Origin of the sequence: Pseudomonas chlororaphis subsp. chlororaphis (assembly GCF_003945765.1) — a bacterium.
Taxonomy (GTDB): domain Bacteria; phylum Pseudomonadota; class Gammaproteobacteria; order Pseudomonadales; family Pseudomonadaceae; genus Aquipseudomonas; species Aquipseudomonas chlororaphis.
The window spans coordinates 4,510,297-4,530,178 of sequence record NZ_CP027712.1 but is presented as its reverse complement, the minus strand read 5'-3'; the positions used below and the strand labels follow the sequence as shown (position 1 = coordinate 4,530,178).

Sequence of the window (19,882 nt, the reverse complement as noted above, 5' to 3'; positions counted from 1 at the left end):
CGGCGGAGCTGCCGGCGCAGGCGGTAGTCGGTCGGGCAGCGAGTGCCCGCCGGTTTTGACAAGCGTTGCCCGCTGCTGCAAAGTGCGCGCCCTCTAATAAGACCCTCCTTTTTCAATCCGGCGTCGGCAATGGTTGCCCTCTGGCCGGACTCATTCCTTTTGCGGCGTTTTCCTGCCGCAGTGCCATGAGGTAACGATGATTAATGCAGTAATTGCGGCGGTTGGCGTCATGCTGGTCCTCAGCCTGTCCCGCGTGCATGTGGTGATCGCGCTGATCGTAGGCGCGCTGGTGGGAGGGCTGACCGGTGGCCTGGGCATCGAGGCGACCCTCAAGGCTTTCAATAATGGCCTCGGCGGCGGGGCGACGGTGGCCCTGTCCTACGCCTTGCTCGGCGCCTTTGCGGTGGCGATCGCCAAGTCCGGCCTGGCCCACGCCCTGGCGGACAAGATCCTGCTGCTGGTGGACCGCCAGGACGCCAACGGCGGCGGCAACGTCAAATGGCTGCTGATCGGCCTGTTGTGGGTGGTGGCGATCGCCTCGCAGAACATCCTGCCGATCCATATCGCTTTCATCCCGCTGCTGGTGCCGCCGCTGTTGTATGTGCTGAGCAAACTGCAGCTGGACCGACGGTTGATCGCCTGCGTCATCACCTTCGGCCTGATCACCCCGTACATGTTCCTGCCGGTGGGGTTCGGCAACATCTTCCTCAACGAGATCCTGCTGGCCAACGTCGCCCGCAGTGGCGTGGACATCAGCAATATCAATGTCACCCATGCCATGGGCATTCCGGCCCTGGGCATGGTCTTCGGCCTGCTACTGGCCTTTGTCAGCTACCGCAAGAAGCGTGTGTATGACCTGGAGCTGATCGAGAAAGTCGAGCAGGTGACGGTGCAATACAACCCGCGCACGCTGCTGGTGGCGGGCCTGGCGATTGTCGCGGCCTTTGTCATCCAGCTGTTGCTGGACTCGATGATTATCGGCGCGTTGTCCGGCTTCCTGATCTTCTCGGTGTCGGGCATCGTGCGCTGGCGCGAGACCGACGACCTGTTCACCGAAGGCATGAAGATGATGGCGATGATCGGCTTCATCATGATCGCCGCCGCCGGTTTCGCCGAAGTGATGAAGGCCACCGGCGAGGTGAAGAGCCTGGTGGAGTCCTCGGCCAGCTGGATCGGCCACAGCAAGGGCGTGGGCGCCTTGCTGATGCTGCTGGTGGGGCTGCTGGTGACCATGGGCATCGGCTCGTCGTTCTCCACCGTGCCGATCCTGGCGACCATCTTCGTGCCGCTGTGCGTGCAGCTGGGCTTCAGCCCGCTGGCCATCGTCTGCATCGTCGGCACCGCCGGCGCATTGGGCGACGCCGGCTCGCCAGCCTCGGACTCGACCCTGGGCCCGACCTCCGGCCTGAACATCGACGGCCAGCACCACCACATCTGGGACACCGTGGTCCCGACCTTCCTGCACTACAACCTGCCGCTGCTGGCGTTCGGCTGGGTGGCCGCCATGGTGCTCTGAGCCCGCGGGGGTTCAGTTGCACCGCGTTGTTCCTTTCGCGAGCAAGCTTCGCTCTTACAGAAGCGTGAAGCTTGCTCGCGAAAAATCTCCAGGACGCTGCGTATCCGCAGATTCCGCTCTTCATCCTGCGGGGCTCAACTTTTGTGGCGGCGTGCCGTTAAGGCTGTATCACGCCAACAACATCAAGAGTGAACCTCCTATGCGCTTAAGTCTGAAGGGCAAAGTCCTGTCCCTCGCGGTCCTCCCGGTCCTGTTGTTTGCGCTGGTGATCAGCCTGACCACGGTCGTCATGCTCAGGGAGCAGGCGCAGAACGAGGTGGACGAGACCCGGCAGCGCCTGCTCGGCGAGGCCAAGACCACGCTGCAAAGCTATGTGGAGGTGGCCCTGAGCACCGTCAAGCCGCTCTACGACACGGCGGCGCCCGGCGATACCGCTGCCCGCGCCGAGGTGGTGAAGCTGCTGTCGAACATCACCTACGGCAAGGACGGTTACTTCTTCGGCTACGACTCCGAGACGGTGCGCCTGTTCAAGGGCAACAGCCCGGACGGCGTCGGCAAGAGCTTCAAGGACAACCGCGACCCCAACGGCGTGTACGTCAACCGCGAGCTGGTCAAGGTCGGCAAGGACGGCACGCACTATGTGCAGTACAGCTCGACCCAGCCGGGCAGCGACGTGCTGGTGCCGAAACTGGGGTACACCGAATACCTGCCCAAGTGGGACCTGATTGTCGGCTCCTCGGTGAACCTGGACGGTATCGACGCCCAGGTGGCCGAGGTCGAGGCCAGCGTCAACCAGCGCATGCGGGGCATGGTCCTGAGCATCATCGGCATCGCCGTGGTGGTGCTGCTGGTGATCGCCGCCATCGGCCTGCTGGTGGCCAATACCATCCTGCGGCCGCTGAACCTGATGAAGCTCAACCTCGACGATATCGCCGCCGGCGAAGGCGACCTGACCCGCCGCCTGGCCATCACCAGCCAGGACGAGCTGGGCGACCTGGCCAGTTCCTTCAACCGTTTCGTCGACAAGATCCACGGCCTGGTGCGGCAGATCACCGAGATGACCGGCCAACTGACCGGCCTGGTGACCCAGGTGTCCGAACAGGCCCAGCGTTCCGAGCAGGCCATGGAGCGCCAGCGTCACGAGACCGATCAGGTGGCCACGGCGATCAATCAAATGTCGTCGGCGGCCCAGGAAGTGGCGCGCAGTGCCCAGGGCGCGGCCGTGGCGGCGCAGCAGACCGACGAGGAAGGCCAGGCGGCCAAGCGCGTGGTGGATGGCAGCATCCAGCAGATTCACGCGCTGGTCAGCGATATCCGCAGCAGCGGCACCTCCCTGGACAGCCTGCAGAAGGACGTAGCGTCGATTGTCAGCGTGCTCGACGTGATCCGTTCCATTGCCGAGCAGACCAATCTGCTGGCCCTCAACGCCGCCATCGAAGCGGCGCGGGCCGGTGAGGCCGGGCGTGGCTTCGCGGTGGTGGCCGACGAGGTCAGGGCGCTGGCCAGCCGCACCCAGCAGAGCACCCAGGAAATCCAGGGCATGATCGACCGCCTGCAACAGGGCACGCGCACCGCCGTGGAGGCCATGCGCCGCTCCAGCGATGCCGGCGACGGCACCTCGCACCAGGCCAACGAGGCGGGGGCTTCGCTGGATGCCATGGCGCAACTGATCGGCACCATCAACTCGATGAACGCGCAGATCGCCAGCGCCGCGGAAGAACAGACCGCGGTGGCCGAGGAGATCAACCGCAGCGTGCACCAGATCGCGGTGGCGGTGGACAGCGTCGCCGACGAAACCCAGCTCGGCGCCCAGACCTCACGCAGCCTGGCCGACCTCGGCCAGCGCCTGGGCAAGCTGGTGGGGCAGTTCCGTATTTGACGCTGGAGGCTCTCTTGTAGCCGCTGCCGCAGGCTGCGATAGGCCGGGGTCGCGCTCGACCCGCAGGACCTTCCTGCGATCTCAAGAGCACGGCTCCTTCGGAGCCGATCGCAGCCTGCGGCAGTGGCTACAGGGGCTGTCAGGCATTCACATCGAGCCAGCCCCTGTAGCCCGATAAAAACCGCCTCACGGCTTGCGCGGTTTGCCGCTGCCCGGGATATGCAGGTAGGACATCACGCTTTCGGTCAGCTCGGTCGCCAGCTTGACCGCTTCCTTGTTGCGCGCCATCACCCCGGCCACCAAGCCTTCGATCAGGGCCAGCACCGCGATGTTGGAGCTGGTCATCACCGGATGGTCGGCGGGGGCGAACAGCACATGTTCGGCAATGCTGGCCAGCGGCGAGGCAGGCGAGTCGGTGATGGCCAGCACTGAGGCGCCGCGTTCGTTGGCGAAACGGGCGAGTTGCAGGGTATCGAGGGAGTAGCGCGGCAGGGAGATGGCCAGCAATACGTCCTGATCGGTGATCGCGGCCAGGCGGTAGGCGGCATTTTCGTTGCCGCCCTCCATGCTGATGGCGGTGGCGTCGGCACAGAAAGGCATCAGGGTCGAGGCGGCGAGGCCGGCGAAGTAGACGCTGTTGCCAAAGCCCAGGATGTAGATCTTGCGCGCCTGGACCAGGCTGGTGACGAAGGCGTCGAAGGTCTGGGCATGATTGTTGGTCGCCGCCATGGCGAGGTTGCTGCTGGCGCTCTGGATCTGCTCGTGCAGGCCGAAGGCGCCACCGGGACGATGGGCCAGTTCGTTGCGCAGCTTGTCGACCGGCGAGACCATTTGCTGCAGCGTCGTCACCAACTCGGCCTTCATGCCGGTGTAGCCGCCGAGATCGAGGGTCTTGGCCAGCCGGTTGACCGCCGCCGGCGAGGTCGAGGTTGCGTGGGCCATCTCCTCGATGGTCAGCGTCGCGGCCTTCAACGGATGGCGCAGGATAAAGTCCGCGACCTTGCGCAGCGACGGCGGCAGGTCGGCAACGATTTGTGCCAGTTTGCGCATCACCGGCGCGGCATAGACCGTGGTGTCTTTCAGTGGGGTCGGCATATCCGGCTCACATGTCCTGAGGATGGGAGGAGGGGCACAAGGTTGGCGGAGTGTATCCGAAGCCGCCCCCTGGCGCGCAGCGCCAGGCCAGGGGGCGCCGCGTCGGGTTATTTCAGGCTGCCGGCGAGGAACTGCCGCAGGCGTTCGGACTGGGGCCTGGCCAGCACTTCGCGCGGCTCGCCGCGTTCTTCGACCAGGCCCTGGTGGAGGAATACCAGCTGGTTCGAAACCTCGCGGGCAAAGCCCATTTCGTGGGTCACCACGACCATGGTCCGGCCTTCCTGGGCGAGGTCCTGCATCACCTTGAGCACGTCGCCGACCAGTTCCGGGTCGAGTGCCGAAGTCGGCTCGTCGAACAGCATCACTTCCGGTTCCATGGCCAGCGCCCGGGCAATCGCCACGCGCTGCTGCTCGCCGCCCGACATATGGGCCGGCCAGGCGTCCATGCGGTGCGCCACGCCGACCTTGTCCAGGTAGTGCCCGGCCTTTTCCCGGGCCTCCTGCTTGCTCAGGCCCAGCACATGCACCGGTGCTTCCATGACGTTTTCCAGGGCGCTCATGTGCGACCACAGGTTGAAGTGCTGGAACACCATCGACAGCCGCGAACGCATGCGTTGCAACTGCCTGGGGTCGGCCGCCTTGAGGCTGCCGAGTTTACTGGCGCGCAGTTCGAGGGGTTCGCCATTGAGCACGATGCTGCCTGCGCTGGGCTGCTCCAGCAGGTTGATGCAGCGCAGGAAGGTGCTTTTGCCGGAACCGCTGGAGCCGATGAGGCTGATCACGTCGCCGGCTTTCGCCTGCAAGGACACACCCTTGAGCACCTGGTGCGCGCCGTAGCTTTTGTGCAGGTCCTGAATTTCAAGTTTGTACATGGTTGCGATTCTCTGGAGTCAGTCGCTGAGCAGGCGACCCTGGCGGATGGGGGTATTGCCGGCCACCTTGGCCAGCCACAGACCGGGTTGGGCAAAACGCAGGCGCTCGCGGGCATAAAGGATGCCGTTGGTCTCGGCGCGCACCAGGCTGTGGTGATCGGTCAGCGGGTCGATGACCTCGAACAGCGGGTCGCCGACCTTGACCCGGGCCCCCAGGGGTTGCAGAAAACTCACCACCCCCGGGTGCGGCGCATAGGCGTACTGCGCGCCGGCGAAGGGCGTCGCTTCGCAGAGGCACGGTGGCGGTGTCGGCCAGCCGCCGCTGATCAGGCCCTGGTCGGCGAGGTAGCCGAGAATGGCCTGGGCGCTGTCGGCGCAGGGCGCGCGCTCGGTGTCGGCCATGCCGCGCAACTCGATGGTAGTGGCCACGCACGCCAGCGGAATATCGGCCGCCGGAAAGCGCTCGGCCAACTGTAGCCAGGGGATGGCGCAGGCTTCATCGAAGGCGCTGCCGCCCGCGGCCTCGGCCAGCAGGGCGACCCCTGCGTACAGGCGCGCGGCCAGAGAGCGCAGGTGTGGCCAGTTCTGCGGCATGGCGTACAGCAGCATCACCGACTCGAAGTCGCAGTGCAGGTCCAGCACCACGTCGGCATCGCAGGCATGTTGCAACAACAGGCGGCGCAGGCCGTCGAGTTCCGAGTCTGGCGCCGGCATGTCCGCCAGGGCATCGAGCAGGGCGCGGCGGATCAGCGCGATGTTGGCGCTGGCGTCGTCGCCCAGCCGGCCTTCCAGCAACGGCGTCACGGCCTCGGTCAGCTCCGGGAAATCGCGATTGAAGTTCTTGCCGCTGCCGAACTCGAAGCGGCCTTGGTGGGTGGCCTGGAACATCTGGGCGATGCCGATCGGGTTGGCCATCGGCACCAGCTCTATCACCCCCGTCAGGCGGCCTTGTTCTTCCAGTTCGAGCAGGCGCCGCTTGAGTTCGACGGCCACCCGCATGCCCGGCAGCTCGTCGGCGTGCAGGGACGCCTGGATGTAGGCCTTGCGCGGCCCGCTGCCGAAACGAAACAGCGTCAGCTGGCGTTCGGTACCCGAAGCGCTCCAGGGCAAGCGGTATTGAATGTGTTCCATAACAGCTCCTCAGTGCTTGCGCGGTGCCAGGTACGCCAGCCAGCGGCGCTCGGCGAGCTTGAACAGGCGGACCAGGATGAAAGTCAGGACCAGGTAGATGAGCCCGGCGGTGATGAACGCCTCGAACGGCAGGTAGAAGCGCGAACTGACGGTGCGCGCGGCGCCGGTGATGTCGACGAGGGTGACGATGGAGGCCAGGCTGGTGGTTTGCAGCATCATCAGCACTTCGTTGCTGTACTGCGGCAGCGCCCGGCGCAAGGCCGAGGGCAGGAGAATGCGCCGGTACAGGGTCAGGCGCGACATGCCCATGGCCCTGGCGGCCTCGATCTCGCCGTGGGCCGTGGCCTTCAGGCTGCCGGCCAGCAGTTCGGCGCTATAGGCGCCGGTGTTGAGCGCGAAGGCCAGGCAGGCACAGAAGGTGGCGCTGGAGAGGTAAGGCCAGAGCAGGCTCTGGCGTACCGCTTCGAACTGGGCCAGGCCGTAGTAGATCAGGAACAGCTGCACCAGCATCGGCGTGCCGCGGATCACGTAGGTGTAGAGCCACGCCGGGAAGTTGATCAGCGGCGAGCGGGACACCCGCATCAGCGCCAATGGAACCGCCAGCAACAGGCCGCAGGCGAGGGAAATCAGCAGCACTTTGAGGGTCACCAGTACGCCACCGAAATACAGCGGCAGGTTCTCCCAGATCAGGTGGTAGTCGAGAATCATGGGGGCTCCCAATCACAGTTCGGCGGCTTTGAGGCCGACCGAGTAGTGTTTTTCCAGATAACGCAGCACCAGCAACGACAGGCTGGTCAGCAGCAGGTAAAGCGCCGCCACGGCGAGAAAGAAGGTGAAGGGTTCGTGGGTGGCGTCCGCCGCGTTCTTGGCCTTGAACATCATGTCCTGCAGGCCGATCACCGAAATCAGCGCGGTGGACTTGGTCAGTACCAGCCAGTTGTTGGTGAAGCCGGGAATGGCGAAGCGAATCATCTGCGGCACCAGAATCCGCCAGAACACTTGGGCGCCACTCATGCCATAAGCCGCGCCAGCCTCGGCCTGGCCCTTGGGGATCGCCATGAAGGCGCCGCGAAACGTCTCCGAGAGATAGGCGCCAAAAATGAAGCCCATGGTGCAGACGCCGGCGATAAACGGGTTGATGTCGAAATAGCGGGTGTAACCGAGCGCCAGGGCAAGGCGGTTCACCAGATCCTGGCCGCCGTAGAAGATCAGCAGGATCAACACCAGGTCGGGAATCCCGCGAATCAGGGTCGTATACCCTTCGCCCAGCATCGCCAGCCATTTCAGCGGCGACAGGCGAAAGGCCGCGCCGACCAGGCCCAGGGCAATGGCCAGGGTCATGGAGGTCAGCGCCAGGTTGATGGTCAGCCAGGCGCCATCGAGAATGCTCGATCCGTAGCCGTGGAGCATGATGAAGTTCCTCAAGCGAGCGCCGCGAGGCGCAAGGCGGGCGCGGCACCGGCAACGGGCCGGCGCCAGGGCCCTGGGTCAGGCTTATTCGCCGTAGATATCGAACGCGAAGTAACGGGCCATTACCTGCTGGTACTTGCCGTTGGCGCGGATGGCGTCGATGGCCGCATTGAGGCGCGCGGCATTGGCGCTATCGCCCTTGCGCACGGCGATCCCGGCGCCCCTGCCGAAATAGTTCGGGTCGCTGATGTCCGGCCCGACCAGAGCGAAACCCTTGCCTGCCGCGGTCTTGATAAAGCTCTCGTCGGTGTTGACGATGTCGGCGAGGGTGGCGTCCAGACGACCCGAGGCGAGGTCGAGGAAGGCTTCGTTCTGCGAGGCGTAGCGCACCACCTCGATCCCGGCGTTGGCCAGTTGCTCGGTGGCGAAGCGGTCGTAGGTCGAGGAGCGTTGCACGCCGACTTTCTTGCCCTTGAGGTCCTGCACCGGGTCGTTGATCACGTTGCCGGCCTTCATCGCGAACTTGCCCGGCGTGTGGTAGTACTTTTTGCTGAAGTCGACCGACTTCATCCGGTCCTCGGTGATCGACATCGACGACAGCACGGCATCGATCTTGCGCACCTTGAGCGACGGGATCATGCCGTCGAATTCCTGGATGACCCACTCGCATTTCACCTTCATCTCTGCGCACAAGGCGTTGCCGATGTCGTAGTCGAAACCACTGACGTTGCCCTCTGGCGTCTTGAAGGAAAAGGGCGGGTAGGCGGCTTCGATGCCGATACGCAGGCTGTCTTCGTCGGCATGGGCCAGGAAGCTTGCGGCGCACAGCGCCAGAGCACCTAGAAGTTCTGTCTTGTTCATATTGTTGACTCCTTGGAGGGGCGTTGGGGTGGTACGGGTACAAGCCGTCCGTTCTGGCGTGCTTCGGTCCTGGTGATTTTGGTGTGGCTATAAATGACATGTATTATTTCATAAATCAATATTGTGAAAATAATAATATCAGAATGGCCCGTGCGGATATCTGGCCGCACCGGTCGGCGCAGCCTGTTGGGATGGATTTGGGGGAGGGGGCGTACGTGATGCAGGTGCAGGGTTATTGCGGTGTAGAAGCGAGCGGGTGGCGATCCGGCTTGCCCGCGATGGCGTCATCAGCGACGCCACCTCAATCAGGATTACACCGCGTTGTTCGCCGTCACGTCGCGCATCAGCAAGGCAAAGCGCAGATCCACGGCGTCCGGGATCGGCAGGTACACCGTATGTCCGTCCCCCGGTGCGACCTCGATCGGCTCGCCGCGCACGTTGTGCAACTGGTGCAGGTCGAAGTGGAAGTTGCCCTTGGGGGTCATCAGTTCCATATGGTCGCCCAGGGCAAAGCGGTTCTTCACCTTGACTTCCGCCAGCCGGTCGCGGCGTTCGCCGGTGAGTTCGCCGACGAACTGCTGGCGTTCCGACACCGAGCTGCCGTTCTGGTAGTTCTGGTACTCGTCGTGCACGTGGCGGCGCAGGAAACCTTCGGTGTAGCCACGCTGGGCCAGGGACTCCAGGTCGTTCATCAGGCTGCGGTCGAACTCGCGGCCGGCGACCGCGTCGTCGATGGCCCGGCGATAGACCTGGGTGGTGCGGGCGCAATAGAAGTGCGACTTGGTGCGGCCCTCGATCTTCAATGAGTGCACGCCCATGCGCGTCAGGCGCTCGACGTGCTGCACCGCGCGCAGATCCTTGGCGTTCATGATGTAGGTGCCGTGCTCGTCCTCGAAGGCTGGCATCGCTTCGTCCGGGCGATTGGCCTCACGCAGCAGGAACACCTGGTCGGTCGGCGCGCCCAGGCCCAGGGTCGGCTCGGGCTGGAACGGCTGGACGATCTCGCCGAGGGTATTCTGCGTAGCCTCCTGGGCCTGGTATTTCCAGCGGCAGGCATTGGTGCAGGTGCCCTGGTTGGCGTCGCGCTTGTTCATGTACCCCGACAGCAGGCAGCGCCCGGAATAGGCCATGCACAGCGCGCCGTGGACGAATACCTCGAGCTCCATGGCCGGCACTTGCTGGCGGATTTCCTCGATCTCTTCCAGGGACAGCTCGCGGGACAGGATGATCCGGCTCAGGCCCTGTTGCTGCCAGAACTCGACGCTGGCCCAGTTCACCGTATTGGCCTGCACCGACAGGTGGATCGGCATCTGCGGGAAGTGCCGGCGCACCAGCATGATCAGCCCCGGGTCGGACATGATCAGCGCGTCCGGGGCCATGGCGATCACCGGCTCCAGGTCCTTGAGGAAGGTCTTGAGCTTGGCGTTGTGCGGGGCGATGTTGACCACCACATAGAAGCGCTTGCCCTGGGCCTGGGCCTCGCGAATGCCGAGGGCCAGGTTGGCGTGGTCGAATTCGTTGTTGCGTACCCGCAGGCTGTAGCGCGGCTGGCCGGCGTATACCGCGTCGGCGCCATAGGCGAAGGCGTAGCGCATGTTTTTCAGGGTGCCGGCGGGGGCGAGCAGTTCGGGACGGGTCAGGGGCGTCATGGCGATTGTCGATGGCAAAAGGTCGCGAGGGTACGGCCAGGGCCGGTTGGCGGCATTGATCTGGGTCTATGCTCGACGAATAAAACAGGGCACTTGGCCGAACGCCGGCGGACTAACGCTGTAGGAGCGCTTTGCGGCGTCCTGGACCTTATTGACGGGGAGCGGACATGAACCAGCACCTCATGCAACACAAAAGCCTGTTGCTTCTGCTGACCCTGGTGACCGTCGCCTTTATCTGGCTTCTGCTGCCCTTTTACGGCCCGGTGTTCTGGGCGGTGATTCTCGGCATCCTGTTCGACCCGCTGCAACGGCGCCTGCAACTCAAGTTCGGTTGGCCACGCAACCTGACCGCCTTGTGCACCCTGAGCATCTGCCTGGTCATCGCCATTCTGCCGGTGGCGATCATCAGCACCTTGCTGGTGCAGGAGGGCGCCAACCTCTACCAGAGCATCGAAAGCGGCAAGCTGGACATCGCCGGTCACCTGGACCAGTTCAAGCACAGCCTGCCGCCGTACTTCCAGCAACTGCTGGACCGTTTCGGCCTGGGTGAGCTGGAGAGCGTGCGCGAGAAAATCGTCAAGAATGCGCTGCAAGGCAGCCAGTTCTTCGCCACCCAGGCGTTCAGCGTCGGCCAGGGCACCTTCAAGTTCGTGGTGAGCTTTTTCGTGATGCTGTACCTGTTGTTCTTCTTTTTGCGCGATGGCCCCGAACTGGTACGCAAGGTGCGCATCGCGGTGCCGTTGGCCGAGCACCAGAAACGCCGCCTGCAGCTCAAGTTCAATCGGGTGGTGCGGGCCACGGTGAAGGGTAACGTGCTGGTGGCGATCAGCCAGGGGTTGCTGGGCGGGTTGATCTTCTGGTTTCTGGAGATTCCCAGCCCGCTGCTGTGGGCGGTGCTGATGGCCCTGCTGTCGTTGTTGCCGGCGGTGGGCGCGGCGATCGTCTGGGGCCCGGTGGCCCTGTACTTCCTGTTCAGCGGGGCGATCTGGCAAGGGGTGCTGCTGGGCTTGTACGGGGTGTTCGTGATCGGCCTGGTGGACAACGTGCTGCGCCCGATCCTGGTGGGCAAGGACACCAGGATGCCGGATTACCTGATTCTGATTTCGACCCTGGGGGGCCTGGCGATCTTCGGCCTGAACGGCTTTGTCATCGGGCCATTGATCGCCGCGCTGTTCATCTCCAGCTGGGGCCTGTTCGTCGACACCCGGCCGCGGCCACAGCTGCCGTTGCCTTAGGCATGCAGGACGCGCTGCTCGATCTTTTGCGACAGGGCCTGGGCGGCGGTCAGCGAAGTGAGCGGGCCGCTGACCGGCTCGCCGTCGCGCACCAGGTACCAACACGCCAGCAACCCCAGTTCCCTGAGCGAGGTGGGAACGGCGCTACCGATAACGGACATGATCTGAACCTTGGGCATAAGTACCTCCATCAATCTGTGGAGTTACCTTACGGACCGGCAGGTACTACGAAAAATCACCGCGCTCGATAGTGGACATCGATACCGGCGAAAAAAGCGCCAGCCCGATCAGTCCACGACCTGATCGAGCATGTAGACCACTTCCGGGTCGTGCAGCAGACCCTTGCGCACCAGGTGCTCGGCCAGCAAGGCCAGGAACTTGGCGCTGCGGTGGCCTTCCAGGTGCTTGAGTTCGGTCAGGGCGCTGTACACCTTGCTCGCGGTACCCAGGGTGGGGGAGTGATGGGGGTTCTGTGTCGGCATGGGAGTCGTCCTTGTTGTTATGGGGCTGTTTTGTGGACAGATCCGATCTTGCGGACCTGGCATGACATAAATATGACAGTCGTGGGCTCGCCTACACGGGCTGCCGTTGGGCAACACTATTGCCGGATTGAATCGCAAAAACTGTTCCAGCAACGACCTTTGCAAGATTTATTCAGACGTTTGGCAAAACGCAACAGGCCCCGCTGGTGAAGGCGGGGCCTGTAGGTGTGTGGTCGCCTGGCTTACCAGCGGCCGGGGCCATAGTAGTAATGGCGGGGCGGGCCGTAGTAGCCACGAGGTGGGCCGTAGTACACCGGGGCCGGGCGGTAATAGACCGGCGGGCCTTCCACGTACACCGGCTGTGGCTGGTAATAGACCGGTGGCGGCGCGGCATAGACCGGCTGCGGCTGGACGTAGACTGGCTGTTGCACGTAGACCGGGCGGCTGTGGCTGGCGATTACCGAACCCACTACCGCGGCGCCGACCACCGCACCGACTACCGCCGGGCCACCCCAACCACCGCCACCGTGGGCGGACGCTTGACCGGCGACAGCAAGTGCACCAATGAGCAAGGCTATCTTGGGGATTTTACGCATCATGGCTATTCCTCGGTTCCGACCCCGGCGCTCGGTCTGCAATAGACGCGAGGACTGTCGCGGGGATACTTCTAAGACCGCTTTTTTCTGAAAAACTGCACAGCCGCCGGGTAAATTTTGTGTAAGGTCTGTACCGGTTTATTGACCCTCGTCCGTGGGCGGCAGGCCCGTCTTTCAGGCACGTCGATATGATCGGGCAGAACCCGATGACTGGCTAATCCCGTCTATCCGAAAGTGCGTTCCAAGGAGATCAACATGCAGATGAACCCCAACAAAGACACCCAATTGTGTATGTCGCTGTCAGGGCGTCCGGGGAATTTCGGCTTGCGCTTTCACAATCACTTGTATGAACAGCTGGGCTTGAACTTCTACTACAAGGCCTTCAGCAGCCAGGACCTGCCAGGCGCCGTCGGCGGGATCCGCGCCCTGGGCATTCGTGGCTGTGGCGTGTCCATGCCGTTCAAGGAAGCCTGCATTGCCTTGGTGGACGAACTGGACGCCTCGGCCAGCGCCATCCAGTCGATCAACACCATCGTCAACACAAATGGCCACCTCAAGGCCTACAACACCGACTACATCGCCGTCGCCCAGTTGCTCGAGCGCCACCGGATTCCCAAGGACACCCGCTTTGCCCTGCGCGGCAGCGGCGGCATGGCCAAGGCGGTGGCCAGTGCCTTGCGCGATGGTGGCTACCGCGATGGCGTGATAGTTGCCCGCAATGCCCAAGCCGGGCAGGCCCTCGCCGACTCCCTGGGCTATGCCTGGCAGGCGGAGCTGGGCGAACTGCGCCCGCAGATGCTGATCAACGTCACCCCGATCGGCATGAGCGGCGGTCCCGAGGCCGACCAGCTGGCGTTCCCGGTCGAGGCGATCGAGGCTGCGCGCACGGTGTTCGACGTGGTGGCGGTTCCGGCGGAAACCCCGCTGATCCTGCGCGCCCGGATGGAGGGCAAGCAAGTGATCACCGGCCTGGAAGTGATCGCCATCCAGGCCCTGGAGCAGTTCGTGCTGTACACCGGTGTGCGCCCCAGCGCCGAGCAGTTCCAGCAGGCGGTGGCTTTCGCACGGGCCTGATCGACGGCGGGAGCGGGGCAGGTCCGTGGGGCGCAAAGCCCTGCCTATACTGGTCGCCAGCAAGCTCAGACTTGCCCCTGTTCCCTGCCACCGTGATCGAGGTCTGTATGCCACCTGCCATTCTCAATCTGGATCAGGCGGACCTTCAGCCGCTGCCTGAAGCCCTGAGCCCCACCGGCGACACCGCCGGCCGTTATGTCCAGCGCATCGCCCGCATCGGCCAGCAACTGGGCGCCCAGAAGCTCGGCTACCGGCTGATTGCCCTGGGCCCGGGGATGCGTGCCAGCCCCTTCCATAACCATCGCGTCAACGAAGAGATGTTCTACATAGTCGCCGGCGAGGGCGAGATCCGCCTCGGCGCCGAGCGTTTTGCCATCCGCGCCGGCGATGTGATCGCCTGCCCGCCGGGCGATATGGACAGCGCGCACCAGATCATCAACACCAGCCAGGGCGAGTTGCGCTACCTGGCGGTCAGTACCCAGGAAGCGCCGGACATCTGCGAATACCCGGACTCCGGCAAATATGTGGTGATGAAGGACTTCAAGATCGACGATGAGGGCAACGCCTCGGGATTCGTCGCGGTGGCGCGGCATGCGGATGGGGTGGATTACTGGGACGGGGAGTAGCGGTAAGTCTTCTGAGGCTTTACCCCGACTGCGTCGGCGATCGCAGCCTGCGGCAGCGTCTACAAGGCGCTGCCGCAGGAGCGGGGATCAGCCTTCGAGTTTCGCCAGGCGTTCTTCGAGGGCGGCGATGCGCGCTTCCAGCTCTTCGATGCGCTCGGCGGACACGCCGCTGGCCGAGCCGCGTTCCACCGGGTTCAGCCGGGCGGCGAGGATCGCTTCGATATCCGCCGGGTCGCCCAGGGCATGCATGTAGCGATCTTCGCGCTGCCCGGCCTGGCGCGGAATCAGTAGCGCCAGGCCACGGGAGATCAGGCGTTCCAGTTGGTGCACCACCTGTTCGCTGTCTTCGAAGTCGTGCATGCGGCCGCTGCGGGTCAGCAGTTCGTTGACGGTCTGCGGACCGCGTAAAAACAGCAGTCCGGCCAGGGCCACCTGTGCCGGTACCAGCTCCAGCGCCTTGTCCAGGCGATGCTCCCAGCGGTCGGCGCGGCTGCCCATCACCAGGCGGGCGAAGCCGCGGTTTTCCAGGGCGCGCAGGCTCTGGCCGACCTGGCCCTGGGTGAGGTTCATCACCGGTTCGCGGCTGGTTTTCTGGTTGCAGGCGATGACCAGGGCATTGAGGGTCAGCGGATAGGTTTCCGGGCTGGTGGCCTGCTTCTCGATCAGCGATCCGAGAATGCGCAGTTCGGTGCTGCTCAGTTGCAATTGCTCGCTGGAGGTTTCTTGCTCGATGCTCATCGCGCGTTCCCTATGCTGTCGAAGGCGACTAGCCTAATCCTTGCTGGATAAAAGACAAGCCGCCGGCGGCACCCAAGCAGGTCTATAATCGCGCCACCTTTGTTTGTGCTTTTTTCCGTCAGCCTGTCGAGATCACCATGACTATTTCCCTGTACGCCGCCTCCGTTCCTGTCTTCAAGCAAATGCTCAACGCCCTGAGTGATGTCCTGAACAAGGCCGAAGCCCACGCCACCGCCAAGAACATCGACCCGAATGCCTTCCTCCAGGCGCGCCTGTACCCGGACATGTTCCCGCTGATCCGCCAGGTGCAGATCGCCGTCGATTTCGCCAAGGGCGTTTCCGCTCGCCTGGCCGAAGTCGAACTGCCGAAGTACGACGACAGCGAAACCACCTTTGCCGAGCTGCAGGCGCTGCTGGCCAAGGTCCTGGCCTTTATCGACGGCATCCAGCCGGCGCAGATCGATGGCAAGGAAGGCATCGAGATCGTCACCCGTCCGGGCACCCCGAAAGAGAAGCGCTTCAGTGGCCAGTCCTACCTGCTGACCTACGGCCTGCCGCAGTTCTTCTTCCACGTCACCACCACCTACGCGATCCTGCGCCACAACGGCGTGGAAATCGGCAAGCGCGACTACATGGGCGCTTTCTGATGTAGTTGTGGGCCAGGCCCATAAAAAAGCCCGGCAAGGTGCGAGCCTTGCCGGGCTTTTTAGTGCGCGCTATTCGTGCAGGATCAGGCGGTCTGGCGGACCTTCTCTTCCTGGGCCATGCACGCGGCGGCGGTGAAGAGCACATCGGTGGAGGAGTTCAGCGCGGTTTCCGCCGAGTCCTGCAGCACGCCGATGATGAAGCCGACGGCGACCACCTGCATGGCGATTTCGCTGGGGATGCCGAACAGGCTGCAGGCCAGCGGAATCAACAGCAGCGAACCGCCGGCCACGCCGGAAGCGCCACAGGCACAGATGGCGGCGACTACGCTGAGCAGCACGGCGGTGGGCAGGTCGACGGCGATACCCAGGGTATGCACGGCCGCCAGGGTCAGCACAGTGATGGTGATGGCGGCACCGGCCATGTTGATGGTGGCGCCCAGCGGGATCGACACCGAATAGGTGTCTTCATGCAGGCCCAGGCGCTTGCTCAGCTCCAGGTTGACCGGAATGTTGGCCGCCGAGCTGCGGGTGAAGAAGGCGGTGATGCCGCTTTCGCGCAGGCACATGAGCACCAGCGGGAACGGGTTGCGGCGGATCTTCCAGAACACGATCAGCGGGTTCATCACCAGCGCGACGAACAGCATGCAGCCAATCAGTACCGCCAGCAGGTGCATATAACCGAGCAGGGCGCCGAAGCCGGAGGTGGCCAGGGTCGAGGCCACCAGGCCGAAGATGCCCAGCGGGGCGAAGCGGATCACCACTCGGACGATCAGGGTCACGCCGTTGGACAGGTCGTCCAGCACGGTGCGGGTGGTGTTGCCGGCATGGCGGATGGCCACGCCCATGCCGATGGCCCAGGCCAGGATGCCGATGAAGTTGGCGTTCATCAGCGCGCTGACCGGGTTGTCCACCACGCTCAGCAGCAGGCTTTGCAGGACTTCGCTGATGCCGCCGGGAGCGGAGATGGCGACATCATGGGTGCTCAGCACCAGGGAGGAGGGGAACAGGCTGCTGGCGATCACCGCCACCACCGCCGCGGCGAAAGTGCCCAGCAGGTAGAGCCAGAGGATCGGGCGGATATGGGTTTCCTGGCCGTGCTTGTGGTTGGCGATGGAGGCCATGACCAGCACGAATACCAGGATCGGCGCCACGGCTTTCAATGCCGAGACAAAGACCTTGCCGATAAAGGCGGTGGATTTCGCCAGTTCGGGGGCCAGCAGCGCCAGGGCGATACCGGCGATCAGGCCAATGACGATCTGCGTGACCAGGCTGGTGCGTTTGAGTTTTTCCAGGAGCGACGGGGGCGAAGCAGTCATAGCGGTATCTCTGATTTTTTTAATATGCCGTGCGTCGACGTGGGACGCCGTGCTGATGAGTTGCTGAAGGTACGGGGTGTTGCGGCAGGGGGCGGACTTTATCACACGGGGTTCGCCCACGGATGTGACGATCTGCCACCTGAGCCTTCCAGAGTAGCCTGCGGTTTTTTCGCCGCTGCCCCAGACATGGGCGGACACATTCTGTTAGGATTCGCCATCCTCTTCTCATCTCCAGTCAGCGGGCCACCAGGCCATCGCTGATGTCGTCGTTTCCGGAGTTTTCCATGCTGTTGCCCATTCTGCTGTTGTCAGCCGCCGGTTTTACCGTGCTGACGACGGAGTTCATCATTGTCGGCCTGCTGCCTTCGATTGCCCGGGACCTAGCGGTCAGCGTGCCCCAGGCCGGCCTGTTGGTGACCTTGTTCGCCTTCACCGTGGCGGCGTTCGGGCCGTTCCTCACGGCCTATTTCGCCCGCTTCCAGCGCAAGCGCCTGTTCATTTCGGTGCTGGTGATGTTCGGCCTGGCCAACACCCTGGCGGCGCTGGCACCGAATATCTGGGTGATGGCGGTGGCGCGGCTGATCCCGGCGCTGGGCTTGCCGGTGTTCTGGGCTTTGGCCAGCGAAACCGCGGTGGACATCGTCGGTCCTGACTACGCCGGACGGGCCATCGCCAAGATCGGCTTCGGCATCGTCTGTGCCACGGTGTTCGGCATTCCGGTGGGTACGCTGATTTCCGATGCCTTCGGCTGGCGCGCCGCGTTCGGCATCCTGGCGCTGGTGGCCTTTGCCAAGGCGCTGCTGCTGTATGTCTACCTGCCGCAGACCCGCGTGCACAACGAGCAGGCCAGCCTGCGCTCGCAGTTCGGCATCCTGCGCAGCCCCTTGATGCAGGGGCATGTGCTGCTGTCGATCCTGGTGTTCAGCGGCATGTTCACCGCCTACACCTACCTGGCGGATATCCTCGAGCGCCTGGCGGGTTTCAACGGCACGCTGGTGGGTTGGTGCCTGATGGGTTTCGGCGCGGTGGGGCTGATCGGCAACTCGTTGGGTGGCCGCGCGGTGGATCGCCATCCGTTGCTGGCCTCCATGGGCTTCTGCGCCTTGATGATCGGCGGCATGGTGGCGCTGGTGCCGAGCATTCACTCGCCGCTGGGCCTGGCCGCGGCCATGGGCATCTGGGGCGTGACCCAGGCGGCGCTGTTTCTGGTCAGCCATGTCCGCCTGATCAAGGCCGCGCCTCAGGCGCCGGCGTTTGCCGCTTCGCTGAACATCGCCGGAGCCAACCTGGGCATCGGCCTGGGCGCCATGGTCGGCGGCCGGGTGATCGACACCCTGGGGCTGGGCAGCCTGGGATTCGCCGCCGCCGGTTTTATCCTGGTGTCGATCCTGCTGGCCCTGCTGTTGATGACCTTCAAGCCACAGGCCAGCTGCGCCTGACTCTCCTCAAGCGCCCAGTGCGGTGAACAGCTCGCGGCGGGCGCCTTCGGTGATCGCCACGATGCCGGGGTGCTTGACCTTGCGTTCGACCGAAATGGCGTAGAACGACTCGCTGACCGCATCGGTCTGGCCGATCAGTTGCACGCCGTATTGGCGCCGCACTTCGTCGGCGATCACGCTGGGGCTGATAAAGATTCCGCTGCCTGATTGGCCGAATGCCTGCATCAAGGCACTGTCGTCGAACTCACCGATGATCCTGGGTTGTATCTGCTGCTCGGCCAGCCAGCGCAGCAGCCGGCTGCGCACCACGGTTTCCTGCCCGGGAATCAGCAGCGGAGCGCCATGCAGGCTATGGGGAAAGTTCGTTCCATAGCGCTCGGCCAGTTCTTCGGTGGCGAAAAAACTGATACCGCATTCGCCGAGTTTCTGGCTGTAGCCCTTGATGTCTAGGTGCGAAGGCATGGGGCTGTCGGAAATCACCAGGTCCAGGCGCTGGATGGCCAGGTCGGCCAGCAGGCGTTCGAGTTTGTCCTCGCGGCAGGTGATGCGGATCGGTTCGTTCAGCTCCATGGTCGGGGCGATCAGGCGGTAGACGATCGATTTGGGCACCACATCGGCCACGCCGACCCGAAACAGGATCTGCTGTTCGTTGGGCTGGGCCTGGAGCATGGCTTCCAGCTCGCCGCCGAGCTGGAACATCTGCTCGGCGTAAGGCAGGGTCTGGCGCCCGGCTTCGGTCAACTCCAATTGCCGGCCGACCCGGCGAAACAACTCGATGCCGTAGGTTTGTTCGAGCAGGGTGATCTGGCCGCTGATGGTTTGCGGGGTCAGGTTCAGTTGCTCGCAAGCCCGGACGATGCTGCCGGTCTTGGCGACGACCCAGAAGTAGTGCAGTTGGCGATAGTTGAGCATGGCTGGCTTTGATTCGTAAAAATCGAAGTATAGCTGTTAAAAATACGAATTTTCCTGAAGTGTTCGCCTCCATAGAATGCCTCGCTATTGACGGGCCATCGTCTCGGCCCGGTCCGTTCTAACGAGGAAAGCGCAATGACCTATAAATCCATCGCCGCATCGTTGCTGGCGTTGTCGTTGATCACCCTTGCCGGTTGCGAGCAGGCGGAAAAAAGCGCGCAACAGCTGTTGGGCAAGGCCGCGGAAAACGCCAAGCAGGCGATCGACGACACGCACAAGGCCGCCGAACAGGCGATCAGCGACGCGACCCAAGGCTTGATCAGCAAGCAGGAAAAGCCGGCTGATGAGGCCAAAGAAGCCACCTCGTCGTCCCAGGAAATCTGATCCCCCCATACCCCGACTCA

General features: G+C 63.8%; 21 protein-coding genes. 8 read left to right on the top strand and 13 right to left on the bottom strand.

Annotated elements, in window-relative coordinates; genetic code table 11:
* The first annotated feature begins 199 nt into the window (after nucleotides 1-199).
* Both C4K27_RS20410 and C4K27_RS20405 read left to right on the top strand, forming a co-directional pair.
* Complete coding sequence (locus tag C4K27_RS20410) at nucleotides 200-1,516, top strand: Na+/H+ antiporter family protein (RefSeq protein WP_162096424.1); 1,317 nt, start codon at nucleotides 200-202, stop codon at nucleotides 1,514-1,516.
* Between the two features lie 199 nt (nucleotides 1,517-1,715).
* Entirely contained in the window at nucleotides 1,716-3,395 is a 1,680-nt protein-coding gene (locus C4K27_RS20405) for a methyl-accepting chemotaxis protein CtpM (protein WP_053261909.1), read from the top strand.
* 186 nt (nucleotides 3,396-3,581) lie between these two features.
* On the opposite strand, the gene C4K27_RS20400 is transcribed toward C4K27_RS20405, so the two are convergent.
* From C4K27_RS20400 to trhP, 7 genes are all read right to left on the bottom strand, one after another.
* A complete protein-coding gene (locus tag C4K27_RS20400) occupies nucleotides 3,582-4,490 on the bottom strand; it encodes a MurR/RpiR family transcriptional regulator (protein ID WP_053261908.1) in 909 nt (302 codons plus the stop codon).
* Between the two features lie 107 nt (nucleotides 4,491-4,597).
* Nucleotides 4,598-5,362, bottom strand: coding sequence for an ABC transporter ATP-binding protein (locus C4K27_RS20395; RefSeq protein WP_007927261.1), 765 nt, complete (start codon nucleotides 5,360-5,362; stop codon nucleotides 4,598-4,600).
* 18 nt (nucleotides 5,363-5,380) lie between these two features.
* Nucleotides 5,381-6,493 carry a succinylglutamate desuccinylase/aspartoacylase family protein gene (locus C4K27_RS20390; protein ID WP_053261907.1) on the bottom strand — a complete coding sequence of 371 codons (1,113 nt, stop codon included), beginning with the start codon at nucleotides 6,491-6,493 and terminating at the stop codon, nucleotides 5,381-5,383.
* A 9-nt stretch (nucleotides 6,494-6,502) separates the two neighbouring features.
* Nucleotides 6,503-7,201: an ABC transporter permease gene (locus tag C4K27_RS20385; RefSeq protein ID WP_007927258.1), complete on the bottom strand. Its 699-nt coding sequence runs from the start codon at nucleotides 7,199-7,201 to the stop codon at nucleotides 6,503-6,505.
* Nucleotides 7,202-7,213: 12 nt separating this feature from the next.
* The gene (locus C4K27_RS20380; RefSeq protein WP_053261906.1) at nucleotides 7,214-7,903 is read right to left on the bottom strand and encodes an ABC transporter permease; all 690 of its coding nucleotides are present in this window, start codon (nucleotides 7,901-7,903) and stop codon (nucleotides 7,214-7,216) included.
* Nucleotides 7,904-7,987: 84 nt separating this feature from the next.
* On the bottom strand, nucleotides 7,988-8,764 hold the full coding sequence (locus C4K27_RS20375; protein ID WP_053261905.1) for an ABC transporter substrate-binding protein: 777 nt from the start codon (nucleotides 8,762-8,764) through the stop codon (nucleotides 7,988-7,990).
* 311 nt (nucleotides 8,765-9,075) lie between these two features.
* The gene (trhP, locus tag C4K27_RS20370) at nucleotides 9,076-10,413 is read right to left on the bottom strand and encodes a prephenate-dependent tRNA uridine(34) hydroxylase TrhP (protein ID WP_053261904.1); all 1,338 of its coding nucleotides are present in this window, start codon (nucleotides 10,411-10,413) and stop codon (nucleotides 9,076-9,078) included.
* A gap of 167 nt (nucleotides 10,414-10,580) precedes the next feature.
* Here trhP and C4K27_RS20365 point away from each other — a divergent pair, with 167 nt between their 5' ends.
* Complete coding sequence (locus C4K27_RS20365; protein WP_053261903.1) at nucleotides 10,581-11,648, top strand: AI-2E family transporter; 1,068 nt, start codon at nucleotides 10,581-10,583, stop codon at nucleotides 11,646-11,648.
* Here the strand turns inward: C4K27_RS20365 and C4K27_RS20360 are convergent.
* The 3 genes from C4K27_RS20360 to C4K27_RS20350 form a co-directional block, all read right to left on the bottom strand.
* A complete protein-coding gene (locus tag C4K27_RS20360) occupies nucleotides 11,645-11,827 on the bottom strand; it encodes a hypothetical protein (RefSeq protein ID WP_007927236.1) in 183 nt (60 codons plus the stop codon). The two genes, C4K27_RS20365 and C4K27_RS20360, sit on opposite strands and share 4 nt — an antisense overlap.
* A 108-nt stretch (nucleotides 11,828-11,935) precedes the next feature.
* A complete protein-coding gene (locus C4K27_RS20355; protein ID WP_007927235.1) occupies nucleotides 11,936-12,130 on the bottom strand; it encodes a hypothetical protein in 195 nt (64 codons plus the stop codon).
* 242 nt (nucleotides 12,131-12,372) lie between these two features.
* Nucleotides 12,373-12,729, bottom strand: a complete 357-nt coding sequence (locus tag C4K27_RS20350; protein ID WP_007927233.1) for a hypothetical protein — start codon at nucleotides 12,727-12,729, stop codon at nucleotides 12,373-12,375.
* 252 nt (nucleotides 12,730-12,981) lie between these two features.
* Here C4K27_RS20350 and C4K27_RS20345 point away from each other — a divergent pair, with 252 nt between their 5' ends.
* The gene (locus C4K27_RS20345; protein WP_053261902.1) at nucleotides 12,982-13,800 is read left to right on the top strand and encodes a shikimate 5-dehydrogenase; all 819 of its coding nucleotides are present in this window, start codon (nucleotides 12,982-12,984) and stop codon (nucleotides 13,798-13,800) included.
* A gap of 107 nt (nucleotides 13,801-13,907) precedes the next feature.
* Nucleotides 13,908-14,426: a cupin domain-containing protein gene (locus tag C4K27_RS20340; RefSeq protein WP_053261901.1), complete on the top strand. Its 519-nt coding sequence runs from the start codon at nucleotides 13,908-13,910 to the stop codon at nucleotides 14,424-14,426.
* 87 nt (nucleotides 14,427-14,513) lie between these two features.
* On the opposite strand, the gene C4K27_RS20335 is transcribed toward C4K27_RS20340, so the two are convergent.
* Nucleotides 14,514-15,164 (bottom strand): YceH family protein, encoded by a 651-nt coding sequence (locus tag C4K27_RS20335; RefSeq protein WP_053261900.1) that lies wholly within the window; start codon nucleotides 15,162-15,164, stop codon nucleotides 14,514-14,516.
* A 137-nt stretch (nucleotides 15,165-15,301) separates the two neighbouring features.
* Between C4K27_RS20335 and C4K27_RS20330 the strand changes: the two genes are divergently transcribed.
* Complete coding sequence (locus C4K27_RS20330) at nucleotides 15,302-15,811, top strand: DUF1993 domain-containing protein (RefSeq protein ID WP_053261899.1); 510 nt, start codon at nucleotides 15,302-15,304, stop codon at nucleotides 15,809-15,811.
* An 83-nt stretch (nucleotides 15,812-15,894) separates the two neighbouring features.
* Here C4K27_RS20330 and sstT read toward each other — a convergent pair whose 3' ends face one another.
* Entirely contained in the window at nucleotides 15,895-17,127 is a 1,233-nt protein-coding gene (gene sstT / locus C4K27_RS20325) for a serine/threonine transporter SstT (protein WP_053261898.1), read from the bottom strand.
* A gap of 284 nt (nucleotides 17,128-17,411) precedes the next feature.
* On the opposite strand from sstT, the gene C4K27_RS20320 reads away from it, so the two are divergent.
* The gene (locus tag C4K27_RS20320) at nucleotides 17,412-18,566 is read left to right on the top strand and encodes an MFS transporter (protein WP_053261897.1); all 1,155 of its coding nucleotides are present in this window, start codon (nucleotides 17,412-17,414) and stop codon (nucleotides 18,564-18,566) included.
* Nucleotides 18,567-18,572: 6 nt separating this feature from the next.
* On the opposite strand, the gene nhaR is transcribed toward C4K27_RS20320, so the two are convergent.
* Complete coding sequence (gene nhaR, locus C4K27_RS20315) at nucleotides 18,573-19,478, bottom strand: transcriptional activator NhaR (RefSeq protein WP_053261896.1); 906 nt, start codon at nucleotides 19,476-19,478, stop codon at nucleotides 18,573-18,575.
* Nucleotides 19,479-19,613: 135 nt separating this feature from the next.
* Here nhaR and C4K27_RS20310 point away from each other — a divergent pair, with 135 nt between their 5' ends.
* Nucleotides 19,614-19,862, top strand: a complete 249-nt coding sequence (locus tag C4K27_RS20310) for a hypothetical protein (RefSeq protein ID WP_009044657.1) — start codon at nucleotides 19,614-19,616, stop codon at nucleotides 19,860-19,862.
* The last annotated feature ends 20 nt before the right edge of the window (nucleotides 19,863-19,882 follow it).